Origin of the sequence: Lysinibacillus sp. JK80 (assembly GCF_027557635.1) — a bacterium.
GTDB lineage: Bacteria > Bacillota > Bacilli > Bacillales_A > Planococcaceae > Lysinibacillus > Lysinibacillus capsici.
Genome location: NZ_CP058997.1, coordinates 3398885 through 3423562, shown reverse-complemented (window position 1 = coordinate 3423562; position 24678 = coordinate 3398885). Strand labels below are relative to the sequence as shown.

Sequence of the window (24678 nt, the reverse complement as noted above, 5' to 3'; positions counted from 1 at the left end):
CGGGAATCAGCTTTTCATTCATACATATAAAAGTGAAAATCTTGTAGAAAATAGTTTCGAATTTCTCTTCTGTTCTTAAAAATTCTAGCGTAAATAAACTAAAGAAAACGTTCTTTCTGTAGATAAATAATAGAATTAATATTCTAATCAAGATTTTATTCATAAACAGTATGTGAATATATACACAAAAATAATTATTCAAGAATAATTAATATATAACGATAAAGTAGAGTAGAAAAATAATAAAATCTAGTATATGTAGATTTTTTAGTTTGTAAAACTTCATTTTTCTTAGAGGCTGTAAGGTTTGTTTGATTTTAATTTTTAAGAAAAGAATGAAAAACTTTTTGGAGAAATAATATTTTTTAGAAAAACATCTTGCATTTGAATAATTCTAAGTGGTAAATTGTTTTACATGGACGTTCATAGAATTTTCACAGGTAGCAAAAGAGGGGAGAAATGAGAATTTATGAATAAAAATAGATGGTTAATTGCATTATCTGCAATCGCTATTCACCTTTCAATCGGTGGGGCCTATGCATACAGTGTATACAAGCTACCGATTGTCACAGAAATGGGATGGAGTGAAACAAAGGTAACGATTGCCTTTACCATTATGATGGGATTAGCTGGTTTCTCAGCTGCATTATTTGGTAGTTTAGTAGAAAAAATGGGACCACGTAAATCGGCTATGGTAGCAGCTGTCTTATTTGGAGCAGGACAAGCTGGTGCTGGTGTAGCCATTTCAATGGATTCTGTTGTTATGTATTGGTTAACATATGGTGTTCTTAGTGGATTAGGAATGGGGATTGGCTATATTGCACCTGTATCAACACTTGTAAAATGGTTCCCAGACCGTCGTGGTCTAGCAACAGGTATGGCCGTACTTGGTTTTGGATCGGGTGCACTTATTACAGCACCAGTCGCAGCCAACTTAATGGAGGCAGTTGGCATTTCTACAACATACTTTATTCTAGGGGCAAGTTACTTCACGTTAATGATTTTAGGGGCTTCATATATAGCACCACCTAAGCCAGGTTATATGCCTGCTAATATGAAAGCAGCTGCCAATAATGGTAAGGACGTAGTTAAGAAAGATTTAGCTGTTATGTCAGCACGAGAAGCTGTTAAAACAAAGCACTTCTGGATGCTTTGGTCCATGCATTTAGTTAATGTAACAGCAGGGATTATGATGATTTCTGTTGCTTCACCAATGGCACAGGAAATTGTCGGTCTATCAGTAGCAGGTGCTGCCGCAATGGTAGGAATTATGGGGTTATTTAATGGTGGTGGTCGTTTAATCTGGGCCGCTGTGTCTGATTATATCGGTCGTTCTAACGTTTTCGTTATTTTCTTTACTGCACAGCTAATCACCTTTATCGTTTTACCACATACAACTAACGTAATTATTTTCCAAGCACTTATCTTCCTAGTTGTTAGTTGCTATGGTGGTGGGTTCTCAAATCTACCTGCATTTGCAAGTGATTTATTTGGCACAAAGCAACTTGGTGTGATTCATGGTTATTTATTAACAACGTGGTCATTGGGTGGAGTTTTTGGACCATTGTTAGTAAGTGCAATCAAAAATGCGTATGGAAGCTATATTCCTGTATTCTATGTATTCGCAGGTTTAATCGCAGCTTCGTTGATTATTTCCTTAACGTTACGTGCAGATGTACGTAAGCAAACAGCTTTAAAAGCAGCGCAAAATGTTGGAGATGTATCTGCTACACAATAATATGAACTTTCAATTTACTATATAGGTGTCATTTCGTGGATGGCACTTATATAGTTATTTTTTTGAAGTGTTTGTTATATAACAATTGTAATTTCTTTGTTTAATGTATAACAGTACATGTCTGATGTCAATAACATTACTGGAAATAAAGTGATTTCGTAATTAAAAGAGAAATTTTGTAACGAAATTCATGATGAGGAACAAACTATTAAAAATTGAATCTTTTCTCAAAGAACAACGTATATAAAGTAATTAGGGAGGGATCAATCATGGGGAAATTTTCTTTAGATGAATTTGTTCATAAAACACAGCAGGACGATAATGAGAATGATTATTTTGAATTGGAAACTGAACGTGTATTAGAGGTTAATCTAAACGGTGAAGTGTGGTCAAAAATGGGCGCTATGATTTCTTATACAGGTGATATTAAATTTGAACGTGAGCGCGTCTTGGAGCATGGTTTTGGCAAAATGTTTAAAAAGGCTTTAACGGGTGAAGGTACGCAATTGATGAAAGCTAGTGGAAAGGGCAGACTCTATTTAGCGGACCAAGGAAAGAAAGTAACTGTTTTTGATTTGAAAAACGACAGTATTTGTGTCAATGGCAATGATTTACTTGCCTTTGAGCCTAGCATCGAATGGGATATACGTTTGATGCGTAAAATGGCTGGCATCATGTCAGGTGGTTTATTTAATGTAACCCTTCAAGGAACAGGGAAGGTTGCGATTACAACTCATTTTGAACCACTGACATTATTAGTGAAACCAGGTGAAACAGTATACACTGATCCGCATGCTACTGTCGCATGGTCAGGCAACTTAACACCTGAATTTAAAACAGATATTAGCTTCCGTACATTTATCGGCCGAGGCAGTGGAGAATCCATCCAGATGGCGTTTTCTGGTGAGGGCTTTGTTATTATCCAACCATTTGAAGAAGTTTATATGTCTAGTGAAAGCTAAAAAAGCGTGTCCGTTGTTCCACGGACACGCTTTTTCTTCTATTATAATGCCGCATGCATTCCTGCAATACGTCCCGTTACGAGGGCTGAAGTGATGTTATAGCCGCCTGTATAGCCATGAATATCAAGAATTTCTCCACAAAAGAACAGTCCCTCTTTTTTCTTTGAGGCCATTGTTTTTGGCTCGATTTCTTTTACAGAGACACCGCCACCTGTTACAAATGCCTTATCAAGTGACTGTGTGCCACTCACTGTTAACGTGAAGTTTACTAGTAAACGTGCTAGCTGACGAATTTTCTCTTGGGATAATTCAGCGCCTGTCAATTGAACATCAATGTGTGATCGCTCACATAAGAACAAGAGCCATCTTTCAGGTGCTATGCCTTTCCAAACATTTTTCACAGCCTTTTTCGGATCTTCTTTTATTAATTTATTTAAATATTGTAGACATGTTTCTTCATTATAATGTACCAGTGTTTGAATACGCATTGTCACGGGCTCATAGCCTGTTTTCATTAATTCTTTCACAACGAATTGACTACAACGCAAAATAGCAGGACCACTTAAACCAAAATGGGTAAAGAGCATATCCATTTGATGGGTGACGAGTGTCTTGCCTTTTTTATTGAGCACGGAGACAGCAACATCACGCAATGCTAGTCCTTGTAGCTCACGTGCTTGAATAAAATCTTCTTTTGAAATAACAGGGACTTCTGTTGGGAATAAGGTTGTGATTGTATGACCCGCACGTTCAGCCCAAGGATAGCCATCACCTGTTGAGCCTGTTTGTGGAACCGCCTTACCCCCAACGGCTACAACGACTGCTTGACTACGGACTTCGGTGCCGTCAGCAAGACGTACACCCAAAATTTTATCTTCATCCATTAGAAGCTTACTGACAGCTGTGTGTAAACGAACTTCAATATGAAGACGTTGTAGCTGTCTAATCAGCGCATCAACGACATCTTGTGCGCGATTGGATACAGGGAACATTCTACCGTGGTCCTCTTCCTTTAGGGCGACACCAAGCCCTTCAAAAAATGCAATTATATCTTCATTATTATAAACGGTAAATGGACTATAGAGAAAACGGCCATTACCGGGTATATGCTTCACAATTTCTTCAATAGGCAAACGATTTGTAACATTACAGCGTCCTCCGCCAGAAATGGCCAATTTCTTGCCTAGTTTTGTGCCTTTTTCTAACAATAACACCTTCTTTTTGCGCTCTCCAGCAGCAATCGCCGCCATTAAACCAGATGGGCCACCACCAATCACGATTACATCATACATAGTTAGAAACTCACTTTCTGTTCAAATTAGGAATCTTTCCTATTATACATGAAGTCTATATAGAGAGGGACTTTCTTTGACATTGAAAATAATAGAAAAGTGTTTTATAATTCTTTATCTCTTCTTTTGGGATGAAGAGCTTATACAGTAGAATGAAACACAATATTCTTTGTTATACAATTGGATGAATGAAAGTTTTCCTTTATTAGCATTGTCAGCATGAAATGAATGTCTTTTCGTGCTATTATGGTAAAGGTTATGCACTAAATTATGAGGTGAAAAATAGAATGTGCGGATTTATAGGTTATATTAATGGAACAAATGTGATTGATCATCATCAGACGATAGAAAATATGATGAATACAATTATTCACCGCGGACCGGATAGCGGCGGTATTCATAGTGACGATAAAGTAACGTTAGGTTTCCGTCGATTAAGTATTATTGACTTATCAGACGTAGCGAATCAACCATTATATAGTGAAGACGGCAATATTGTGCTTGTATTTAATGGAGAGATTTTTAACTTCCAAGAGCTGCGTGCAGATTTAATTGAAAAAGGTCATACGTTTAAAACGCAGTCAGATAGTGAAGTCATTATTTATGGCTATGTAGAATATGGCGTAGATTTTGTGAAGAAACTGCGTGGGATGTTTGCCTTCTGTATTTGGGATAAAAAGAATGATTTACAGTTCATTGCGCGCGATGGCTTTGGAATCAAACCATTGTATTACTCTGAGCATACAACAGACGGTACGTTTATTTTTGGCTCTGAGATTAAATCATTTTTACCACACCCATCATTTATTAAAGAGTTAAATAAACAGGCACTTCGCCCCTATTTAACATTCCAGTATTCATCTATGGATGAAACATTCTTTAAAGGTGTCTTTAAATTACCACCAGCACACTATATGCTGATTCAAAATGGACAAAAGCAAATCGTGCAATATTGGGATAAAAAATTCCATGCAAAAGAAGCACCAATCGAAAAATATATTGAAGAAATTCGTTCAACTGTTAAAGAATCTGTAGAGGCTCATCAAATCAGTGATGTAAAAGTTGGTTCATTCTTATCGGGTGGTATTGACTCTAGTTATATTACGTCTTTATTACGCCCAGATAAATCCTTCTCAGTCGGGTTTGCGGACTATGAAGATATGTTCAATGAGACAAATCTTGCAAAAGATTTATCAGATACGTTGAATATTCAAAATGAACGTAGATACATTACCGCAGATGAGTGCTTTGAAGCGCTACCTAAAATTCAATGGCATATGGATGAACCACAATCCAATCCATCTTCAGTGCCACTTTACTTCCTTTCGGAGCTTGCTTCAAAAGATGTAACGGTTGTCTTATCAGGTGAAGGTGCTGATGAAATTTTTGGTGGGTATGCTTGGTATCAAAACTCAGGAAGAATGCAAAAATACGAAAAATTACCATTAGGTCTTCGTAAAACATTACGTGGAATGGCAGAATCCCTACCGAAAAATCAATACACGAATTTCCTTATTAAAGGTGCTCAAACAGTAGAAGAGCGTTTTATTGGGGAAGCGGTAGTTTGGGATGAAGTGGATGCTATTAATGTTTTAAAGCCAGCTTATAAAAATGCCCCATCTGTAAAATCGATTACAAAACGTATTTATGATGAAGTACCTGGCGATGATGATGTGACTAAAATGCAGTATCTAGATCTAAATCTTTGGATGCCTGGTGATATTTTATTAAAGGCAGATAAAATGAGTATGGCACACTCAATTGAATTACGTGTACCATTTTTAGATAAAGAAGTAATGGAATTAGCGAAAAATATTCCTTCAAGATACCGTGTGAATGATATCGATACAAAATATGTTCTACGTCAAGCTGCGCATCAGGAATTGCCAGAAGAATGGGCAAAGCGTCCGAAACTCGGATTCCCAGTGCCAATTCGCCACTGGTTACGTGAAGAAAAGTATTACAGTATGGTAAAAGAAATGTTTACAACTGACTTTGCAAATGAATTTTTTGATACAAAACAATTAGTTGGCTATCTAGATGAGCACTACGAAGGGAAAGCAAATCGCGGTCGTTATATTTGGACAGTTTATGTATTCCTAGTATGGTATAAAAAGTTCTTTGTGGACATGGTATAAGAAATACCTAATCGGTGGGGATGTTCAATTCCTCACCGATTATTTTAAGGCCTTTTTTCATCAAGTTTCTTTATGAATGAACTTTTTGGTGTTTTTATGCGTCTCATTTCCTATAAATATGTTAAGATTACAGTTGGTTTACTTTATTGCTCTTAGAGTGACAGCGCTTGCATATCGTTTGTTTTAAAACGAAAAAGTTTTATAAGTATCCTTTGAAGTGTTACGATAATAATATTGATTTTACAATGAATGGATGGGTATGATGTCCAATTTAATGAAAGGTACTGCGATATTAACAATGGGGATGTTTTTATCGAAGGTACTCGGATTAATTTATATTTTTCCGTTTTATGCAATTGTTGGCGAGAAGAACATTGCGCTTTACCAATATGCATATATTCCCTATTCAATTATGCTGGCAATCGCCATTTCAGGTGCGCCAATAGCCGTCTCTAAATTTGTATCCAAATATAATGCAATGGGAGATTATCAATCGGGGCGCAAGCTGATGAAATCTGGCATTCTTATTATGATGATGACTGGCTTTGCAGCATTTATTGCCCTCTTTCTACTTGCTACGCCAATTGCAGGGCTAGTTATTAAGAGTGAGGAACAGGTCTTTACAGTTGAACAAATTGCCTCAGTAATACGATGGGTTAGTTTTGCCTTAATCGTAGTGCCATTTATGAGTCTATGGCGGGGCTTCTTCCAAGGCTACGACAAAATGGAGCCTACTGCCGTTTCACAATTGGTGGAACAAATTGTGCGGATTGTTGTGTTACTTGGTGGGTCGTTCCTAGTGGTGATTGTGTTTAAAGGAAAACCAGAGACAGCCATCTCCTTTGCTGTGTTTGCTGCATTTATCGGGGCAATCGGTGGATTAGGTGTTCTTTATTATTACTGGAAAAAATATCAGCCTGAATTTAACTTATTACGCAGCCAAAGTGTGACTTCCACACAGCTACCAATGTCCAATATTTATAAAGAAGTGATTACCTATTCCATCCCAATGGTGTTTGTAGGGGTGGCGAATCCGTTGTTCCAATTAGTCGACATGCTTACGTTTAATGGAGCAATGACGTCCATTGGTTTAGCAGAAGTAACAGATACTTATTTATCGATGATTAACTTTATGACACATAAAGTTGTTATTATCCCTGTTATGCTAGCGACTGGATTTTCGATGGCGCTTGTACCAACAATTACAAAATATTTTACACAGGGGGAGTATTTAGCGCTCCGCCATGCAATGGATAAAACCTATCAAATTTTAATTTTTATTACATTGCCAGCTGTGGTTGGTATTTCTCTATTAGCCAATGAAATTTATTTTATGCTTTATTCAGAAAGCGAAATGGGAGCAACCATTTTAGCGCATTATGCACCTGTTGCGATTTTATTTGCGTTATTCCAAGTCACAGCAGCCTTACTTCAAGGAATTGATTTTCAAAAGTGGATTGTTTTTAGCTTATTATCTGGAATTTTCGTAAAGCTAGCATTAAATATTCCTTTAATTCGCTGGTTAGAGGCTGATGGTGCTATAGTAGCTACAGCTATTGGCTACAGTGTTTCGATTATCATTAATATGCTTGTTTTACGAAAAACGTTGAATTATCGATCAGAAATGGTTGTGCGTCGTGTCATGCTAATTGCTTTATTGACAATGGCGATGGCCATTAGCGTGCTGATTGTGCATAAATTATTGGAATTACTAATGGGACCAGTTGATAGTAAATTCTCAGCATTACTATTCTCAATTATTTGTGCGGGTGTTGGTGCGGCTGTTTATGGCTTTTTATCATTACGCCTAGGTTTAGCCCAAAAGCTATTAGGTGAACGATTAACCCGTATTATGAGTAAACTGGGATTGAAATAGGAGTGGAACGATGCGTTTAGATAAATTACTAGCAAATATGGGGTACGGCTCTCGTAAGGAAGTAAAGCAGCTATTAAAGCAAAAAGCAGTCACAGTAGATGGTGATTATGTCAAGGATGCAGCTTTACACGTAGACCCAGAAAAGCAAATTGTATCAGTGTTTGGAGAGCGCGTTGTTTATACAGAATTTGTTTATTTTATAATGAATAAACCGCCTGGTGTTATTTCTGCCACTGAAGATTTAAGAGATGAAACAGTCATTGATTTATTAGAGCCATTACACCAGCATTTTCAACCGTTTCCTGTTGGTCGATTAGATAAAGACACAGAAGGATTGCTCTTATTAACAAACGATGGTCAATTAGCTCATAATTTATTGTCTCCCAAAAAGCATGTGCCAAAAGTTTATTACGCACAGATTGAAGGCGTTGTGACAGAAGAAGATGCCGAGAAATTTGCAAATGGTGTTGAGCTAGATGATGGCTATGTTACAAAGCCTGGAAAGCTTGTGATCTTAAAGTCTGCACAGCAATCTGAAATAGAGCTAACGATTCAAGAAGGCAAGTTTCATCAGGTAAAGCGAATGTTTGAGGCTGTAGGAAAACGTGTAACATATTTAAAGCGTATTTCCATGGGAAGCCTGAAATTAGATGAAAATCTAGCGTTAGGTGAATATCGTGAGCTCACTGCTGAAGAGCTAAACGGTCTACAAAACAATCATTAAACATATTATTCCTCGATGCATCACATAGCATCGGGGATTTTTATATACAGTAATATGACTGTAACTGTATAATATGAAATGAGTTATTGTGATATAGTCATAGAATGTATCATATTTTGAAATATTCCCCAAAAGACGATGGTATAAAATAAGTAGAGGACAATTAAATGAAGAACCTGCGTATTAAATTATTACTATCTCTAATAGCATTTGCAGTCATACTTGTTGCTGTTATTTCATATGTGAACCGACAAATACTGGTAACAGAGATAGAAAAGCAAGTGAGCATGAATAAAATATTAATTGAAAATCATATTTTGACAGATATGCAAACTGTCGATGATGCCCATTTTTATTTTGATAATAATATTTCAGACAAAATGGAACAGGAGCTTAGACAGCTAAAAAACTATTACCATGAAAACCCTAATGTAGCTACTTGGGATTTGCAGCAAATGAAAAAGAAACATGGTATGGATATTTACATAGTGGATCAATCAAATACAGTAGTTTACACAACTTTTGTCAAAGATATTGGCTTGGATTTCTCGCTTTGCTGTCAACGTTTTTCTGCTTTATTAGATGAACGGCGCGCTAGTGGCGAATTTTTTACAGATGGACTCGATATTTCAACATCAACAGGTGAATATCGGAAATTTGGCTATCTGGCAACACATGATAAGAAATATTTGCTCGAGTTAGGTATAGACCTACTAAATGATCCTGTCTTCCAAACCTTTAATTTTGAGAAAACTGCACAGTACTTAATAGGTAAGTATATTGATTTAGTGGATGTGCAAGCTATTAATGCAGGTGGCGTTTTCTTTAATGATTCGAGATCGAAGAGAATCACTGTACAGGAGCAATCTAAGCAATTTCAAGAATACTTCGAGCTAGCAAAGAAAACAATGGAGCCAGTTGAGTATGAAAAGGCTTTAGACAATGGTTATATAGAAACACATCGTTTTCTGCCCTATGAAGCAGAGACAGTGAGAGGGGAGTCATCCAAAAGAATTGTCTATGTGAAATTTATCAATTTCACTAAAATGGAAGCTCTCCAAAAAAATACGAAACAATTTTGGATTCTACTGTCTATTGCCCTACTAACATCCTTTATTATGCTGTTAGTTATTAATAAAATTTTATCTAAAACAATACACCTAGCTACCTTCGATCCGTTAACTGGTGTCTTTAACCGTGCTACATATATTAGGAAAATTGATAATTTATTAAGAAAAAGAAAATTGAATGTGCCAGGTTTATTGTTAATTGATTTAGATAACTTTAAACAAGTAAACGATCAATTTGGTCATGTAGAAGGAGATCATATCCTCATTGAAACAGCGAAAATTTTAAAGCATGTTGTGAAACAAAGTGGTTTTGTCGTACGCTTCGGTGGGGATGAATTTGCCATTGTTTTATACGATACAACAGAGGAACAGATGCAGCACATGGCAGAGGACATTTTGACTCAAATAAGATCAGTTAGATATGATGGCCAAGCTAGCGAGAAATGGTCTGTGTTGTCTGTGAGCATGGGCGGAGCCATTTATAATCATGCTGAGGATACAGAAATGAGCTTATTTGAACGGGCCGATAAAGCGCTTTATCAATCCAAAAATGCTGGTAAGGATCAATATTCTAGTTTTGCAGAGGTCGCTGCTGACGAGGATTATATTAGTTAAAAAACGCCCCATTCTATCGATAGCATAATTAGCTATTTTGATAGCAATGGGGCGTTTATTAATGAGCAGCTATTTTTGTTCTATAAAAGATACAACTACATAAAACAAGAACAGCGATGACTGGAAACATAGCGTTCATATAATGAGTCAAGAGCCAACCGCCTATTATTGGGCCAATAAAGCCACCTAAATTTTTAAATTGTGCAGCACCTAAATAGGTTGCCTTTTGAGTATCTGGCGCAATTTCATCAATCATGACATTCATTGTAGGGAAGGCAAAGATTTCACCTATGGTAAAAATAATCATGGCAATGATATAGAGCGTATAATTATTGGAGAATCCAAACATACATAATCCAATAGCAAAGAACAGTACACCTACTAATAATGTTGCTGTAGATGAAAAGCGCTCTGATACTATACTAATAGGTAATTGTAGTAATAACACAACTGCTGCATTGAGAGAGATTAATAACGAATAAAGTTTCGCACCTTCATCAATTTTTAATTCGATAATTTGTGGTAGCGTTGAGTCAAATTGCGAGTAACCAATATTGATTAAAATGGCACCCAAAATGAAGCTAAGCAGCACACGATTTGTCAAAAGAATCGTGAATGTACTGAGTATTTTTGTTTGTGTAACCGCTTTGGGTTGCTGCATTTGATAGCGATTTAACACAAAAAATAAAAAGACTGCGTAAATAATATACATCATCCCTGTCAGCATAAAAGGGATACTTGGACTGGATAGCTGTGAGATATACACGCCAATAATTGGACCAATAACTGCTGCAATATTAATGGCTGTATAACGTAAGGAAAATAGTCTTTTTCGTTTATCGGCAGGTGTAAAATCAATCATCAATGCCTGTGTGGAAGGTTCAAAAAATGATCGACAAAGTCCATTCAAAGCATTGAATAGAATAAAAAGCCAAACAGCATGAACTGTGGCGAAGCCAAAGAACACAAGACTCCAAACGATAATTGTTAATAGAATAACGCTTTTTCTACCAAAGCGATCTGTTAAATAACCCCCGAAAAATCCACCTACTGTGGAAATGAGCGGCGCGATACCAATTGTCAATCCAATTTGTAAGGGAGAGGCTTGAATTTCATTATGTAAATAAATAGCTAAAAAAGGCATTGCCATAAAGCTTGCAATACGTGTAAAAATTGTTCCACCTAAAATAATCCAAACTAATGGATGAAACAACTTTGACAAAGTCATATAAAATCCTCCTCTCAACATTTAGAATGTTTCGAGTTTAACGGATTGTTAAGCAACTGTAAATAGTTAAAATAATCTTGAAAGAGCACAGAGCAGATAATGGCGCGCAGTTTTATGTTGCTATGCTAAGATGTGAAGCTTAGATTGAAGGGTAAAGGAGCAATGTAAATAATCGTTTTATATAGATGAATGGAAGTAAGATAAAAATCATTGCTTTGCATAGATAGATGACTAAAAAAGTGATGTAAATAATTACTTTACACAGAAAGCAAGCTGGAGAAGTCAGTAAGCAAAGTGGGAAAAAAATCTAAAAATCTTCTAACGACAAAAAAGAATGACCCCGACGAAAGGTCATTCTTTTTCCATACACAATGCTTTACGTACAAAACGTAAAACTAAGACGTTAATTTTACTTTTTTCTTCGTCGTTGTCCATCTGCCTCGACTTGGACTCGTCACCAAATCGTTAAAGGCTAACACGTTCAAATCTCTTTGAACGGTGCGAGGAGTGATACTAAACTCTTCGACTAAATCCTGTGTAGACACGGTTCCTTTGTCTAAAATAAACATGTACACGTCTTTAATACGATTAAGCATTCGATCAGTAGTTGGTTTCATTAAATGAACCACTCCTTCATCTTAATTCTCTTGGCAAAGACTAGCGGACGACAATATGTGCGGAGTGCACTTAGGCTAATAAGTAGCTGCCTTAGACATCCCCTTTTCTAATTTTATAGTCAGAACAATTATTCTGATAACTTTATTATATAGAAAAACTACTTAATTTTCTAGTGAATGCAAGAGAAATTTACAATTAATATATAAAATTTATACTGTATTTTGTGGGAATACGTGAAAAACGTGCTATATATGGTAGTGACAGTAGAAGTTACTGAAAATAGTTGTCAGAAAGCTGATTGTCATATATGTTGTTAGGTGTAGAATAATGTTAATACTTTGAAGGAGGTACATGGTATGGATTGGTTACAAGCTGCAAAAGAAAGGCAAGACGAATTAATACAAGAGTTACAGGAGCTTGTGCAAATAAATAGTGTGCTCGATGAGGATACAATAACTACTGAAGTACCTTTTGGAGATGGTCCACTTCAAGCGCTTGAATGGTTACTTGCAAAAGGTCAAAATGAAGGCCTGCTCACGAAAAATGTTAATAATTATGCTGGACATATTGAAATGGGAACTGGTGAAGATTTACTTGGTATTTTATGTCATGTTGATGTTGTCCCAATTGGAGAAGAAGCAGATTGGACTTACCCTCCTTTCAGCGGCACAGTAGCTGATGGTAAATTATTTGCACGTGGTGCGATTGACGATAAAGGGCCTACGATTGCGGCATGGATGGCCATGAAACTTGTGAAAGATGCAGGTATTCCGTTAGAAAAAAGAGTACGAATGATTATTGGTACAGACGAAGAAACAGGATTCCGCTGTGTCGACCACTATTTTAAACAGGAGGAAATGCCGACAATTGGTTTTGCACCAGATGCGGATTTCCCGCTCATCAATGCAGAAAAAGGCATTGCAGAGCTTGTGTTCTCTCAAAATAAAGTGGGTGATGCAACGAAAGAACAACTACTACTATTTAATGCAGGAAAGCGCCCAAATATGGTACCTGATTTTGCAAAAGCAATAATTCAGCACGTAACAGCATCATTCGAACAGAATTTTCAAACATTTTTAAGTAAAAATCAGCTAGAAGGCTCTTTATTAATGGAGGAGTCTCGCTATATAATAACTATCAAAGGTAAAGCAGCCCATGCAATGGAACCAGATAAAGGTATCAATGCAGCTGTTTATCTTGCAGCATTTTTACAACAAGAGTTGACGACAGAAGCAAGTAAACAATTTGTCGACTTTATTGCAGATGTTTTTTATCAGGATCATTATGGTAGTCAGCTCGATCTGCAGTTTGAGGATACAATGTCAGGACAAACAACATTAAATCCAGGGATCGTAAGCTATGATGTCCATAAAGGCGGCAGTTTAGTAATTAGTATGCGCTATTCAGTTTCCTATCCATTCGATGAAAAAATAACAGCAGCACAACGCTTAACGGTAGAAAAAGGGTTTTCTCTAGACATACAAGACGACTCCAAGCCACATTATGTCAGCGAAGATGATCCATTCATCCAGACATTAGCAGCTATCTATAGACGTCAAACGGGAGATACAGAAACACCTTTATTATCAACTGGTGGTGGGACGTATGCACGTGTGATGAAAAAAGGCGTGGCATTTGGCATGCTCTTCCCAGGGGAGCCAGATGTAGCGCATCGAGCGGATGAGTTTGTTGTCGTTGAAAACCTTGTAAAAGCAGCGGCAATTTATGCTGAAGCAATTGTTGAACTTGCAGGAAAAAAATAACTCAAAGACGAAAAGGATGAACAAAACATGGCATATTCATTATGGAATGATCAAATTGTTGAAGAAGGATCCATTGTAGTATCACCAGAAGATAGAGGCTATCAATTTGGTGACGGTATTTATGAAGTAATCAAAGTTTATAACGGAAATATGTTTACAGCACAAGAGCATATTGATCGTTTCTATGCAAGCGCCGAAAAAATTCGTCTTGTTATTCCTTATACAAAAGACGTTTTACACAAATTATTACATGAGCTGATTGAAAAAAATAATCTTGATACAGGGCATGTTTATTTCCAAATTACACGTGGTGCCAATTCACGTAATCACGTTTTCCCAGATGCAAGTGTTCCAGCTGTATTAACGGGTAATGTGAAAGCTGGTGAACGTGCATATGAAAACTTTGAAAAAGGGGTTAAGGCTACGTTTGTAGAGGATATTCGTTGGTTGCGCTGTGATATCAAATCTTTAAACTTACTTGGTGCAGTATTAGCAAAACAAGAGGCAGCTGAAAAGGGCTGCTACGAAGCAATTTTACATCGCGGGGATATCGTAACAGAATGTTCATCAGCAAATGTTTATGGGATTAAAGACGGTAAGCTTTATACACACCCAGCAAATAACTTCATTTTAAACGGTATTACTCGTCAGGTCATTTTAAAATGTGCAGAAGAGATTAGTTTACCTGTAGTTGAAGAACCAATGACAAAAGCTGATTTATTAACAATGGATGAAATTATTGTATCCTCTGTATCTTCAGAAGTTACTCCTGTTATTGATGTGGATGGCAACCAAATCGGTACTGGAGTGCCAGGTGAATGGACGCGTAAATTGCAACAAGCTTTTGAGGCGAAATTACCACTTTCTTTGAATACAAAATAAAAGAACCGTTTAAGAGAACTATCGATAAGGGTAGTTCTCTTTTTTATGGATGTAATGTTTGGTATCGTCATGTAAAATAAAAAGGATAGTAATGAATAATTTTACAGATTGAAATTTGTAGAATAATTGTCGATGTATTGAATACAATGCCTCTTTTCTACCAAAGCAATCTAGATAAAAAGAGAACTATAGATATGGTGAGTAAGAATGGAGTGACCTTTACATGGCACAATTGGTGAAATTACAAGATTACATTTCACGCTATCAAATTGATTTAGCGAGATACCCAACACAATTTGTGCGCTTGAAGAAAAACCAATGGGAGCGCATTAAGCGACAGTGGGAATTGGGAGAAGATATTAGCGAGTGGCAACATGTCGACAATGAGGTGGAAGCGGAGGCTTACGAGGAAAAAGAACGTTTTACCTTCATAAAAAAATGGTTTGCTGGACGGCAAAAGGAAACAACAGATGATGTTGAAGAAGTAGAAATATCAAATGAGCTTGTCAGTGATGAGGATATAATTCCTGAAGAAGAAACGACACTCACATTTGAACCTAAAATTGTGTATGCACCACAATCCATCCATGAGTTGAAACGAATGTTTATTGATCAGTTCTTTCATTTTCAAATGAAATGGGCCAGTTCAACATTACGGGAAAAATCATATGTAGATCCTCGCTTCATGCGTGACTCATTGCTCCGTATGCTATTGCAAACATTGCCAGATAATTATCTATTGTTTTATTATCCAATACTACAAATTAGAAAAGCACCTATAGAGCTAGATGTAGTGTTAATGTCGCCGACAGAGTGTATTTGTATTACGGTCTTAGAGGCTGAAAATCAAGCTGTATATGTAGGTGGCAGCGATCGCTTCTGGATTAAAAAAGTAGGGACGAAGGATTCTAAAGTTTTGAATCCAACGATTAACTTAGGGCGGATGGAATCGGTCCTGTCGCAATTATTTAAACAAGAGGATATTGATATGCCCATCCGTAAGGTTGTGCTATCTCGTAATGGGTATTTTGATTATCCTGGTTCACCATTTGGGGTACGCTTTGTTGATCGTCGAAATTACCATGAATGGATAGAGCATTTAAGAAAAGTTTCCTCTCCTATGAAGCATATGCAAATCCGAGCTGCACAGACAATTTTAAATACGGTCCAAACCACCTCCTTTAACCGAGATATATGGCAGCAAGCATCTCAGCCAACAGAGGAATGATGTATGAACGTTCTATTTATTGTCAATGAGGCCGCTGGGAATGGAAAAGGAAAAAAAGTTTGGCTCCAACTTCAAGAGCAACTAACGATTTCCTATCAAGTGGCTTTTACTGAATATGCAGGACATGGACAGGAAATCGCTCAACAATGGGCACACCAGCAACAAGAGAAGAAATTGCTTGTCGTTGTTGGTGGTGATGGCACCATTCATGAAGTAGTTAGTGGTGTTATACATAATAAATACATCATAATTGGTGTAGTTCGTGCTGGCTCTGGTAATGACTTTGCACGTTATTTTCATACCTTTTCCAATGCCCAGCAAATCGAGGATTATGTAAAGACTACCTTGGCTAATGTAAGAATGGATGCAGGGATCGTTCAGATTGATAATCAACGAAAAGAAATATTTGTTAATAATGCTGGCATAGGCTTCGATGCCTTTGTGACAAAATCAATTAACACTTCTCGTCTTAAGTTTTATCTCAATAAGATTGGATTAGGGAAACTTTCGTATGCTGTCGCTGTAATTAGAGGGTTATTTCGCTTTGAACGCTTTGACATAACGATACGTTCAGAGGGACAGGAATGGCAATTTCAGCAGACGTGGTTTGTGGCGATGAGTAATCAACCTTATTTTGGAGGCGGCATGAAAATATCACCTGCCGCAAAAGCAGATGATGGGCAAGTGGATATCACAATTGTACATGGTATTTCTCGTATCAAATTATTACTGGTATTTGTCACTGTGTTTTTTGAAAAACATACAAAATTTAAGGAAGTTACTTTTTTACAGGGGCAGGTCTTTGATCTTATCGTAGCTGATAAGGTTGACTGCCATATGGATGGTAATTATATTGGCATTGTCAATCAAGAGACCAATATCCACTGTACAATACAACAAAATGCTTGGCAGGTTATTGTTAAGGATTCATAAAAATATCATTGTGCAATAATTTCATGCGAATTATAAGGGAATACGTTATACTATAAAAAATCAATAATTTCACAAGAAAGAAATGAGGAACAACATTGAGATTAAGAAATAAGCCTTGGGCAGAGGAAATGATTACAGATCACCCAGAGGTGATTATTCCAAATCCTGAAGACTTTAAAGGAAATTGGCAGGCTGTTTTCGGCAATGACAACCCTATTCATATTGAAGTAGGGTCTGGAAAAGGACAATTTGTGACCGGTATGGCTTTGCAAAATCCAACAATCAATTATATTGGCATTGAACTTTACGATAGTGTGATTGTTTGTGCACTAGAAAAAGTGCTAGAGGCAAAATCTCCAGCGAATTTACGTTTACTAAAAGTAAATGGCGCAGATTTATATAAATTCTTTGACAAAAACGATGTATCACGTGTATACCTGAATTTCTCAGATCCTTGGCCAAAAACACGACATGCAAAAAGACGTTTAACGCACGGGGATTTTTTGAAATTATATGAGTCGATTTTAGTGGATAATGGGGAAGTCCATTTTAAAACGGATAACCGAGGTCTTTTCGAGTATTCTTTAATCAGTATGTCTGAATATGGGATGTTATTAAAGTATGTATCTCTCGACCTGCATGCAAATATGCCAGAGGATAATGTGATGACAGAATATGAAGAGAAGTTTTCTGCCAAGGGGCAGCCGATTTATCGCTTAGAATCGCAATTTATCACTAAATTGTAGGGGGAATATGGATGGATCAGTTACAGTTTCACAATATGTCATTATCATGGCTAAACGGGGGTGTTACGTGCCTAGATGGTGGTGCGATGTTTGGTGTTGTACCAAAGCCTCTTTGGTCCCGCAAATATCCAGTCAATGAAAAAAACCAAATTGAATTACCAACAGAACCTATCCTTATTCAATTTGGGGGCAAAAACTACCTTATTGATACGGGTGTTGGCTTTAACAAATTAAATGAAAAGCAGCTACGAAACTTTGGTGTAACAGAAGAATCTTCGTTAGCTGATAGCTTACAAGAGTTAGGATTAACGACAGCAGATATTGATGCAGTGTTAATGACGCATTTACATTTTGATCACGCTGGGGGGTTAACACAGTGGGAAGGGGATGTACTTGTACCAACTTTCCCAAATGCCAAGATTTTTGTAACGAAAATTGAATGGGATGAAATGCGTAACCCCAATATCCGTTCTAAAAATACTTATTGGAAAGAAAATTGGGAGCCAGTTCAGCATTTAGTTGAAACCTACGAAGAGTCATTGGAAGTAGTACCTGGAATCGAAATGCTTCATACTGGTGGTCATAGTGAGGGTCATGCTGTCATCAAGCTAACGCAAAATGATGAAGTGTTATTGCATATGGCAGATATTATGCCGACTCATGCTCATCAAAATCCATTATGGGTATTAGCCTATGACGATTATCCAATGACAAGTGTATTTGCAAAAGAGCGACTGATGAAAGAAGCCCTTGCAAATAACTATGGCTTTATTTTCTATCACGATGCTTATTACCGTATGATTCGATGGGATGAGTCAGGCAAAGAGATTGTGGATAAACTAGAGCGTAGTAGACAAGCTGTTATTACATTTTAATCGAGCAAGCAAAGGCGAGGTATTTGGCATATAAAATGTCAATACCTCGCGTTTTTGTTCGTGAACAGGATAGAAAATATGATACACTTAACACGATACTAAAATACAAAAGAGAGTTGAAATAAACATGGCAACTGAACAACCATTTTTACCCGTTTTACTTGGATCAGATATGAATGCATATGGTATGGCACGTGCGTTTTATGAAGCATATGGTATTAAACCACTTGTTTTAGGACGTTCTCATTTAACAGCAACACAAGATAGCCATATCCTACAATTTCAAGAAATAGACCGTTTAAATGAACAAGATGTTTTTGCACCTGCCCTTGCAGAAGTTGCAAAAAAATATGCTGATAAAAAACTATTACTTTTAGCATGTGGAGACGATTATGCCAAGCTGATCATCAAAAATAAGCCAGCATTACAAGAGCATTTTACCGTACCTTATATCGACGAATCGTTGATGGATGAAATTTTATTGAAAGAAAATTTCTATAAAATGTGTGATCAATATAATTTTAAATATCCAGGTACAACAACGGTGACAGCTGACAACTATGAAAACTTTACACCACCATTTTCTTACCCTATCATTTTAAAGGCTTCCAACTCTGTAGAATATTGGGCTTGTAAATTCCCTGGGAAGAAAAAAGTATTTGTTGCACATGATGAAGCGGAAAAAACGGCTATATTAAAAGCTATTTATAGCTCTACTTATCAGGATACAATGATTATTCAAGAATTTATTCCTGGGGACGATTCCTATATGCGTGTGTTAAATGCCTATGTAGGAAAGGATGGAAAAGTGAAGCTGATGTGTCTAGGTAACCCTATTCTAGAAGAACATTCTCCTGAAGGAATCGGAAGTTATGCAGCCATCGTGACAACCTATGATAAAGAATTAATGGATCAAGTACGTTTCTTCCTAGAGGACATTGGCTATACAGGTTTTGCGAATTTTGATATGAAATATGATATTCGAGACAAGCAATATAAACTTTTTGAAATCAATTTACGTAATGGGCGTTCTAGCTATTATGTAACAGCAAGTGGGCATAATTTAATGAAGTATGTTGCGGATGACCATATGTTAAATATCGAGCAAGAAGTCACATATGTGCAGGACAAGCATTTATGGATGATTATTCCTAAAGGTGTATTATTCAAATATGCATCGAATGAAAAGCTCAAACTAGAAGCAAAAAAATTAATTAGTGAGGGTAAATACACAAATTCTCTTTACTTTAACGAGGATATGAATGCGAAGCGTTGGGTGAAACTAACACTCAATAATTTAAATTATTACCGTAAGTATAAAAAGTACTTTAATAATAAAGGTTTATCCGAATAACATAGAGAAGCCATCTTCATTTTATGAGATGGCTTCTTATGTTGTTGAATTAGATATTATGAGTAGCAGAAAAGGCCCTTTAGCAAGGTGAGGGGTTGATTTCCGTTCCGCCAGCGCATTGGAAATCTCTTTTCACCTTTCACAAAAATGTTTTGTTTTTTAACATTATAAGAAGCCATCTTCAATTTATGAGATGGCTTCTATTGTATATACATAATTAAACTTCTGTTAGTTCCACGACAACACCAGAGCGTGCATCGGCTGCAAATTCGAATGTCTGCATCTCACCTTCATGCATACGCGAGATCCCCCCACGATATACTGGGATGGTAATAATACCGTTTGTAAAATCTTCAGTTTTCATAAAAATCCAAGAACCATCAATCGGTGAATCCTTTTTAAATTCTCTTTTTATGTTTTCAAGTACTTGTCCTGCAGGTACGAACGGAGAAACTTTTTCACTAGCTTCTTTAATAATGACTGCGGCAGCTAAGCCAGTTGCGACACCAATTAAAAAATCACGTAATTTCATACTTTTTTCCTCCTTTTTCTATACCTTTATTTTAGCATAGCCTATAGAGTGAATGCACGTTCACAATTAAGCGGATTGAGGAAATGTATCAATATTTCGAATTCGGAAATAATTGTGTTACAATAGGCAAGGAAGAATATTCTACTTCGTGGGGAGAGAGTCATCATGAATGAGGAAACATTACAATTATTTAAAACATTAACAGAATTACCAGGCGCTCCGGGTAATGAACACGCAGTACGCGCGTTCATGCGTTCTGAGTTAGAAAAGTACTCGGATGAAATCGTTCAAGATAATTTGGGGGGTATTTTTGGTGTTAAGCACAGTGATGTTACGGATGCACCGAAAATATTAGTTGCTGGTCATATGGATGAGGTAGCATTTATGGTTACTTCTATCACAGATAATGGAATGATCCGTTTTCAAACATTGGGCGGCTGGTGGAACCAGGTTATGCTTGCACAGCGTGTAGAAGTATATACGAAAAATGGGGCAATTCCTGGTGTAGTTTCATCCATCCCACCCCATTTATTAACAGATGCAGAACGAGCGAAGCCAATGGATATAAAAAATATGCTTATCGATGTTGGTGCTGATAATAAAGAAGATGCTATGTCTATGGGTGTTCGTCCTGGACAATCCATCATACCAATTTGTCCATTCACACCAATGGCTAATCCGAAGAAAATTATGGCTAAAGCTTGGGATAACCGCTATGGCTGTGGTCTAGCGATTGAACTAATGAAAGAAGTACAGCACGAAAAATTAGGTTCACATTTATACTCAGGTGCAAATGTAATGGAAGAGGTTGGCTTGCGCGGTGCACAAGTATCAGCAAACATGATTAAACCAGATTTATTCTTTGCACTAGATGCTTCTCCTGCCAATGATATGTCAGGTGAAAAAAGTCAATTTGGACAGCTCGGCAAAGGTACTTTACTTCGTATTTTAGATCGTACAATGGTAACACATCGTGGTATGCGTGAATTCATTTTAGATACGGCCGAATCCAATCATATCCCTTATCAATACTTTGTCTCCCAAGGTGGAACAGATGCTGGTCGAGTGCATACAGCAAACGATGGCGTTCCAAGTGCAGTTATTGGTGTATGCTCACGTTATATTCATACATCAGCGTCAATTATTCACATTGATGATTATGCAGCTGCCAAAGCTTTAATTGTTGAATTAGTGAAAAAAGCAGATCGTTCGACATTAGAGTCAATTCACGCTAATGTATAAGAAGCTAGGAAGATGCCTTTTAGAGGCATCTTTTTCTATGGAAAGAAAGTGGGGATTAAATGAAAATAGCAATTGGCACAACTAATAAGGCCAAAACAGAAGCAGTTGAAGTAATTGTTCGCAAATACTTTGAGGATTCTCTCTTTACTCATGTCAAAGCTGCTTCTGAAGTATCAGATCAACCGATAAGTAATGAAGAAACTAGATTAGGGGCAATGAATCGTGCTAAAAACGCCTTGATTTTAACGGATGCAGAATTATCATTTGGCTTAGAAGGTGGCGTAACTGAAATCGATGATGACATGTATGTTTGTAACTGGGGTGCATTAACTGTGTCAGACGGAACAATGTTTACAGCTGCTGGCGCACAAATTATTCTGCCAAAAGAAATTGCCCAGGAAATAAGAACTGGTGGAGAACTTGGACCGATTATGGAGCAATATACAAAGCGTCGAGATATTCGTCAAGGCGCAGGTGCTGTAGGTATTTTTACGCAAGGTTTAGTTAGTAGACAGATGATGTTTGAGCATATTGTCTCGCTTTTAGTTGGTCAATATTTGTTCACATTTTCACAAAAATAGTTAAAAAGAATTAGTGGTGAGAGGATAGTTAGGTTGCATCTTATGATTAATTTTTTTAAAATAGAAAAAAGTTAGTAGTGAAAGGAAGAGAGACATGTTATTTTCATGGCTAAGAGCAATTGGCCTAATGCTTATACTTCTTGTCCTTTCTGGCTGCAATCAATCTATTGATGATCAAATTGCTAATGGGCTCCAATTAACGGAGAAGGTTTTTGCTGAAGAGCCAGAAGAACATACAGTAGAAATTGGGGATATCAAATTATACTTACCTTCAAACTTTAAAATTGAAGACAGTTCAGATGCTTATAATATTGTGATTTCAAAAGGCAAAGAAAGCTACATTCTTTTTATCAATGATCGTGAAGCACAAGACAGTAAACTTTATTATAATCTTTTAAAAGAAAATGAAGCGGACAAAATTATCGAGGAATCGACTTTTGATAAGGATGGTCGTTTTGGCTTCACAGCGGTTCTAAAAACGGACGAAGAAAATGAAATGGAGCTCATTGTTAGTAGTGGTGGTGTGAAGATGACAACCATTTCAAAAGCAAAACAAATTGAAAATAATTTGCGTGAGATGACGAAAATCGTTCATTCGGTTAAGATGAAATAAATAGAAGGAATGAACAGAACGGTTCACAAACATGTGAGCCGTTTCATTTTGAAGTTAGGATGTGAAAAAGTTGAAGCGAATGAAGTCTGAACAACTAGTCGAGCTATTAAAAAAGCAATTAACTGAAGAGAAATATGAATTTCATTTTGATAAAAAGTACGATAAATTACGCTTGAATCATAAGACAATTGAAAAAGGGATGGAGCTCTCCTTACCTGGGATCTTAGCAAAATATAATGACAAGCAAGAGTCAGCGATTGAAGAAGTTGTATATACAATTGAGCAAACCTTTAATGCGATGGTACAAGAAAAAGAACAGGGTTTCCAAACGACTACACAGATTTATCCCGTGATTCGTGCCACTTCTTATCCACAGGCATCGAAAGAAGGGCATGCCTTTATTACAACTGAGCATACAGCTGAAACGCGCGTTTTTTATGCACTCGATTTAGGTAAAACCTATCGCTTTATTGATGAATCCATGCTAGAAGCCTTACAATTAACGGTAGAACAAATTCGAGAAATGGCACGCTTTTCGGTGAAACAACTACCAACCGCCTATAAAAAAGATGAGGTAGCAGGTAATATTTTTTATTTTGTCAATGTGAATGATGGCTATGATGCTAGCCGTATTTTAAATGAGAGCTTTTTAAAAGAAATGCAGGCACAAGTAGAGGGCGATATGACATTATCCGTGCCTCATCAAGATGTATTAATTATAGGTGATATTCGTAATGAAACAGGGTATGATGTATTAGCACAGATGACGATGCATTTCTTTGCAGTCGGTACTGTACCGATTACGTCATTATCTTTTATTTATGAAGATGGAGAACTAGAACCAATCTTTATCTTAGCAAAAAACAGAGTGAAAAAGGAGCAAGAATAACAATGAACGTATTTTACAACAAAGAGCATGTAGGAGATGTCTTACTAGTTCAACTAGCAACGGAGGCTATTGTGAAAACAGAAGTAGAACGTGCTGGTGATATTGCTATTTTAAGGGAAGCTCAAACGGGAGAAATTAAAGCCTTCAATTTATTTAATGCGAGCAGTTACATCCAAACAGATGCTAAAGGCTTAGTAGAAGTGACACCAGAATTAGTAGCACAGCTAGCGGTGGCAATCGAAAAAAATGGAGCTAATATTAATCTTGATGTTGATTTTTCACCAAAATTTGTGGTTGGTTATGTAGAAACAAAGGACAAGCATCCAAATGCTGACAAATTGAGTATATGTTCAGTGAATGTAGGAGATGAGATACTACAAATTGTATGTGGAGCTCCTAATGTAGAAGCAGGTCAGAAGGTAGTTGTTGCGAAAATTGGTGCCGTAATGCCTTCGGGAATGCTTATTAAAGAAGGAAATTTACGTGGTGTTGAGTCTTACGGCATGCTTTGTTCAGCGCGTGAATTAGCGATTCCTAATGCACCATCTGAAAAAGGAATTTTAGTATTACCAGAGGATGCTATAGTTGGTAGTGCTTTTGAATCACCAACTAAATAAAAATTCCCCTATTTAAAAAAGAAATTATTAAAATTTAAATGTTTTATCATGATATTATTCCTTGTGTCAAGGTGAAATGCCCTAAATCGTTATGTTACTAATATGCTAGTAGCATAACGATTTTTTTGTTTAGAATGAGCCTCTAAATGCAAGTTTCAAGAC

At 36.8% G+C, this 24678-nt stretch carries 22 protein-coding genes; 18 read left to right on the top strand and 4 right to left on the bottom strand.

Going from position 1 to position 24678, the window contains the following annotated elements; genetic code table 11:
* Positions 1-469 precede the first annotated feature (469 nt).
* The gene (locus HXV90_RS17125; RefSeq protein WP_004226054.1) at positions 470-1738 is read left to right on the top strand and encodes an L-lactate MFS transporter; all 1269 of its coding nucleotides are present in this window, start codon (positions 470-472) and stop codon (positions 1736-1738) included.
* A gap of 269 nt (positions 1739-2007) precedes the next feature.
* Positions 2008-2700, top strand: coding sequence for an AIM24 family protein (locus HXV90_RS17120; RefSeq protein ID WP_054549925.1), 693 nt, complete (start codon positions 2008-2010; stop codon positions 2698-2700).
* Positions 2701-2741: 41 nt separating this feature from the next.
* Here the strand turns inward: HXV90_RS17120 and HXV90_RS17115 are convergent, their stop codons facing one another.
* Positions 2742-3992, bottom strand: a complete 1251-nt coding sequence (locus tag HXV90_RS17115) for a BaiN/RdsA family NAD(P)/FAD-dependent oxidoreductase (RefSeq protein WP_115674514.1) — start codon at positions 3990-3992, stop codon at positions 2742-2744.
* A 287-nt stretch (positions 3993-4279) separates the two neighbouring features.
* Here HXV90_RS17115 and asnB point away from each other — a divergent pair, with 287 nt between their 5' ends.
* The 4 genes from asnB to HXV90_RS17095 all read left to right on the top strand — a co-directional run bounded on the left by asnB (position 4280) and on the right by HXV90_RS17095 (position 10415).
* On the top strand, positions 4280-6130 hold the full coding sequence (asnB, locus tag HXV90_RS17110) for an asparagine synthase (glutamine-hydrolyzing) (protein ID WP_269897656.1): 1851 nt from the start codon (positions 4280-4282) through the stop codon (positions 6128-6130).
* A 262-nt stretch (positions 6131-6392) separates the two neighbouring features.
* Positions 6393-8006 (top strand): putative polysaccharide biosynthesis protein, encoded by a 1614-nt coding sequence (locus HXV90_RS17105; protein ID WP_081011001.1) that lies wholly within the window; start codon positions 6393-6395, stop codon positions 8004-8006.
* 10 nt (positions 8007-8016) lie between these two features.
* A complete protein-coding gene (locus HXV90_RS17100) occupies positions 8017-8730 on the top strand; it encodes a pseudouridine synthase (protein ID WP_048393477.1) in 714 nt (237 codons plus the stop codon).
* A 167-nt stretch (positions 8731-8897) separates the two neighbouring features.
* Positions 8898-10415 carry a GGDEF domain-containing protein gene (locus HXV90_RS17095; RefSeq protein WP_269897655.1) on the top strand — a complete coding sequence of 506 codons (1518 nt, stop codon included), beginning with the start codon at positions 8898-8900 and terminating at the stop codon, positions 10413-10415.
* A 58-nt stretch (positions 10416-10473) separates the two neighbouring features.
* Here HXV90_RS17095 and HXV90_RS17090 read toward each other — a convergent pair whose 3' ends face one another.
* Positions 10474-11643 carry an MDR family MFS transporter gene (locus HXV90_RS17090; protein ID WP_004226066.1) on the bottom strand — a complete coding sequence of 390 codons (1170 nt, stop codon included), beginning with the start codon at positions 11641-11643 and terminating at the stop codon, positions 10474-10476.
* Between the two features lie 395 nt (positions 11644-12038).
* Entirely contained in the window at positions 12039-12260 is a 222-nt protein-coding gene (locus tag HXV90_RS17085) for a DeoR family transcriptional regulator (RefSeq protein WP_004226074.1), read from the bottom strand.
* A gap of 357 nt (positions 12261-12617) precedes the next feature.
* Between HXV90_RS17085 and pepV the strand changes: the two genes are divergently transcribed.
* From pepV to HXV90_RS17050, 7 genes are all read left to right on the top strand, one after another.
* Complete coding sequence (gene pepV / locus HXV90_RS17080; protein WP_103118673.1) at positions 12618-14024, top strand: dipeptidase PepV; 1407 nt, start codon at positions 12618-12620, stop codon at positions 14022-14024.
* Positions 14025-14051: 27 nt separating this feature from the next.
* A complete protein-coding gene (gene dat, locus HXV90_RS17075; RefSeq protein ID WP_054549929.1) occupies positions 14052-14906 on the top strand; it encodes a D-amino-acid transaminase in 855 nt (284 codons plus the stop codon).
* A 223-nt stretch (positions 14907-15129) separates the two neighbouring features.
* A complete protein-coding gene (locus HXV90_RS17070; RefSeq protein WP_048393486.1) occupies positions 15130-16134 on the top strand; it encodes a nuclease-related domain-containing protein in 1005 nt (334 codons plus the stop codon).
* 3 nt (positions 16135-16137) lie between these two features.
* The gene (locus tag HXV90_RS17065) at positions 16138-17067 is read left to right on the top strand and encodes a diacylglycerol/lipid kinase family protein (protein WP_269897654.1); all 930 of its coding nucleotides are present in this window, start codon (positions 16138-16140) and stop codon (positions 17065-17067) included.
* A gap of 95 nt (positions 17068-17162) precedes the next feature.
* Positions 17163-17813, top strand: a complete 651-nt coding sequence (gene trmB, locus HXV90_RS17060; protein WP_016991781.1) for a tRNA (guanosine(46)-N7)-methyltransferase TrmB — start codon at positions 17163-17165, stop codon at positions 17811-17813.
* 11 nt (positions 17814-17824) lie between these two features.
* Positions 17825-18688 (top strand): YtnP family quorum-quenching lactonase, encoded by an 864-nt coding sequence (locus HXV90_RS17055; RefSeq protein WP_048393489.1) that lies wholly within the window; start codon positions 17825-17827, stop codon positions 18686-18688.
* Positions 18689-18815: 127 nt separating this feature from the next.
* Complete coding sequence (locus HXV90_RS17050; protein WP_269897653.1) at positions 18816-20042, top strand: carboxylate--amine ligase; 1227 nt, start codon at positions 18816-18818, stop codon at positions 20040-20042.
* A 217-nt stretch (positions 20043-20259) separates the two neighbouring features.
* On the opposite strand, the gene HXV90_RS17045 is transcribed toward HXV90_RS17050, so the two are convergent.
* Positions 20260-20574, bottom strand: a complete 315-nt coding sequence (locus HXV90_RS17045; RefSeq protein WP_004226089.1) for a hypothetical protein — start codon at positions 20572-20574, stop codon at positions 20260-20262.
* Positions 20575-20739: 165 nt separating this feature from the next.
* Between HXV90_RS17045 and HXV90_RS17040 the strand changes: the two genes are divergently transcribed.
* From HXV90_RS17040 to ytpR, 5 genes are all read left to right on the top strand, one after another.
* Positions 20740-21816, top strand: coding sequence for a M42 family metallopeptidase (locus HXV90_RS17040; protein ID WP_054549933.1), 1077 nt, complete (start codon positions 20740-20742; stop codon positions 21814-21816).
* A 59-nt stretch (positions 21817-21875) separates the two neighbouring features.
* Entirely contained in the window at positions 21876-22397 is a 522-nt protein-coding gene (locus tag HXV90_RS17035; RefSeq protein ID WP_054549934.1) for a DUF84 family protein, read from the top strand.
* 94 nt (positions 22398-22491) lie between these two features.
* The gene (locus tag HXV90_RS17030) at positions 22492-23010 is read left to right on the top strand and encodes a hypothetical protein (RefSeq protein ID WP_048393497.1); all 519 of its coding nucleotides are present in this window, start codon (positions 22492-22494) and stop codon (positions 23008-23010) included.
* A gap of 70 nt (positions 23011-23080) precedes the next feature.
* A complete protein-coding gene (locus HXV90_RS17025) occupies positions 23081-23899 on the top strand; it encodes a DUF1444 domain-containing protein (protein ID WP_112116358.1) in 819 nt (272 codons plus the stop codon).
* A 2-nt stretch (positions 23900-23901) separates the two neighbouring features.
* Positions 23902-24516, top strand: coding sequence for a YtpR family tRNA-binding protein (gene ytpR, locus HXV90_RS17020; RefSeq protein ID WP_048393499.1), 615 nt, complete (start codon positions 23902-23904; stop codon positions 24514-24516).
* The last annotated feature ends 162 nt before the right edge of the window (positions 24517-24678 follow it).

Excerpts from the sequence above, each read along its gene's own strand:
- HXV90_RS17125 (WP_004226054.1), top strand. The coding sequence starts at position 470 with ATGAATAAAAATAGATGGTTAATTGCATTATCTGCAATCGCTATTCAC.
- HXV90_RS17120 (WP_054549925.1), top strand. The coding sequence starts at position 2,008 with ATGGGGAAATTTTCTTTAGATGAATTTGTTCATAAAACACAGCAGGAC.
- HXV90_RS17115 (WP_115674514.1), bottom strand. The coding sequence starts at position 3,992 with ATGTATGATGTAATCGTGATTGGTGGTGGCCCATCTGGTTTAATGGCG.
- asnB (WP_269897656.1), top strand. The coding sequence starts at position 4,280 with ATGTGCGGATTTATAGGTTATATTAATGGAACAAATGTGATTGATCAT.
- HXV90_RS17105 (WP_081011001.1), top strand. The coding sequence starts at position 6,393 with ATGTCCAATTTAATGAAAGGTACTGCGATATTAACAATGGGGATGTTT.
- HXV90_RS17100 (WP_048393477.1), top strand. The coding sequence starts at position 8,017 with ATGCGTTTAGATAAATTACTAGCAAATATGGGGTACGGCTCTCGTAAG.
- HXV90_RS17095 (WP_269897655.1), top strand. The coding sequence starts at position 8,898 with ATGAAGAACCTGCGTATTAAATTATTACTATCTCTAATAGCATTTGCA.
- HXV90_RS17090 (WP_004226066.1), bottom strand. The coding sequence starts at position 11,643 with ATGACTTTGTCAAAGTTGTTTCATCCATTAGTTTGGATTATTTTAGGT.
- HXV90_RS17085 (WP_004226074.1), bottom strand. The coding sequence starts at position 12,260 with ATGAAACCAACTACTGATCGAATGCTTAATCGTATTAAAGACGTGTAC.
- pepV (WP_103118673.1), top strand. The coding sequence starts at position 12,618 with ATGGATTGGTTACAAGCTGCAAAAGAAAGGCAAGACGAATTAATACAA.
- dat (WP_054549929.1), top strand. The coding sequence starts at position 14,052 with ATGGCATATTCATTATGGAATGATCAAATTGTTGAAGAAGGATCCATT.
- HXV90_RS17070 (WP_048393486.1), top strand. The coding sequence starts at position 15,130 with ATGGCACAATTGGTGAAATTACAAGATTACATTTCACGCTATCAAATT.
- HXV90_RS17065 (WP_269897654.1), top strand. The coding sequence starts at position 16,138 with ATGAACGTTCTATTTATTGTCAATGAGGCCGCTGGGAATGGAAAAGGA.
- HXV90_RS17055 (WP_048393489.1), top strand. The coding sequence starts at position 17,825 with ATGGATCAGTTACAGTTTCACAATATGTCATTATCATGGCTAAACGGG.
- HXV90_RS17050 (WP_269897653.1), top strand. The coding sequence starts at position 18,816 with ATGGCAACTGAACAACCATTTTTACCCGTTTTACTTGGATCAGATATG.
- HXV90_RS17045 (WP_004226089.1), bottom strand. The coding sequence starts at position 20,574 with ATGAAATTACGTGATTTTTTAATTGGTGTCGCAACTGGCTTAGCTGCC.
- HXV90_RS17040 (WP_054549933.1), top strand. The coding sequence starts at position 20,740 with ATGAATGAGGAAACATTACAATTATTTAAAACATTAACAGAATTACCA.
- HXV90_RS17035 (WP_054549934.1), top strand. The coding sequence starts at position 21,876 with ATGAAAATAGCAATTGGCACAACTAATAAGGCCAAAACAGAAGCAGTT.
- HXV90_RS17030 (WP_048393497.1), top strand. The coding sequence starts at position 22,492 with ATGTTATTTTCATGGCTAAGAGCAATTGGCCTAATGCTTATACTTCTT.
- ytpR (WP_048393499.1), top strand. The coding sequence starts at position 23,902 with ATGAACGTATTTTACAACAAAGAGCATGTAGGAGATGTCTTACTAGTT.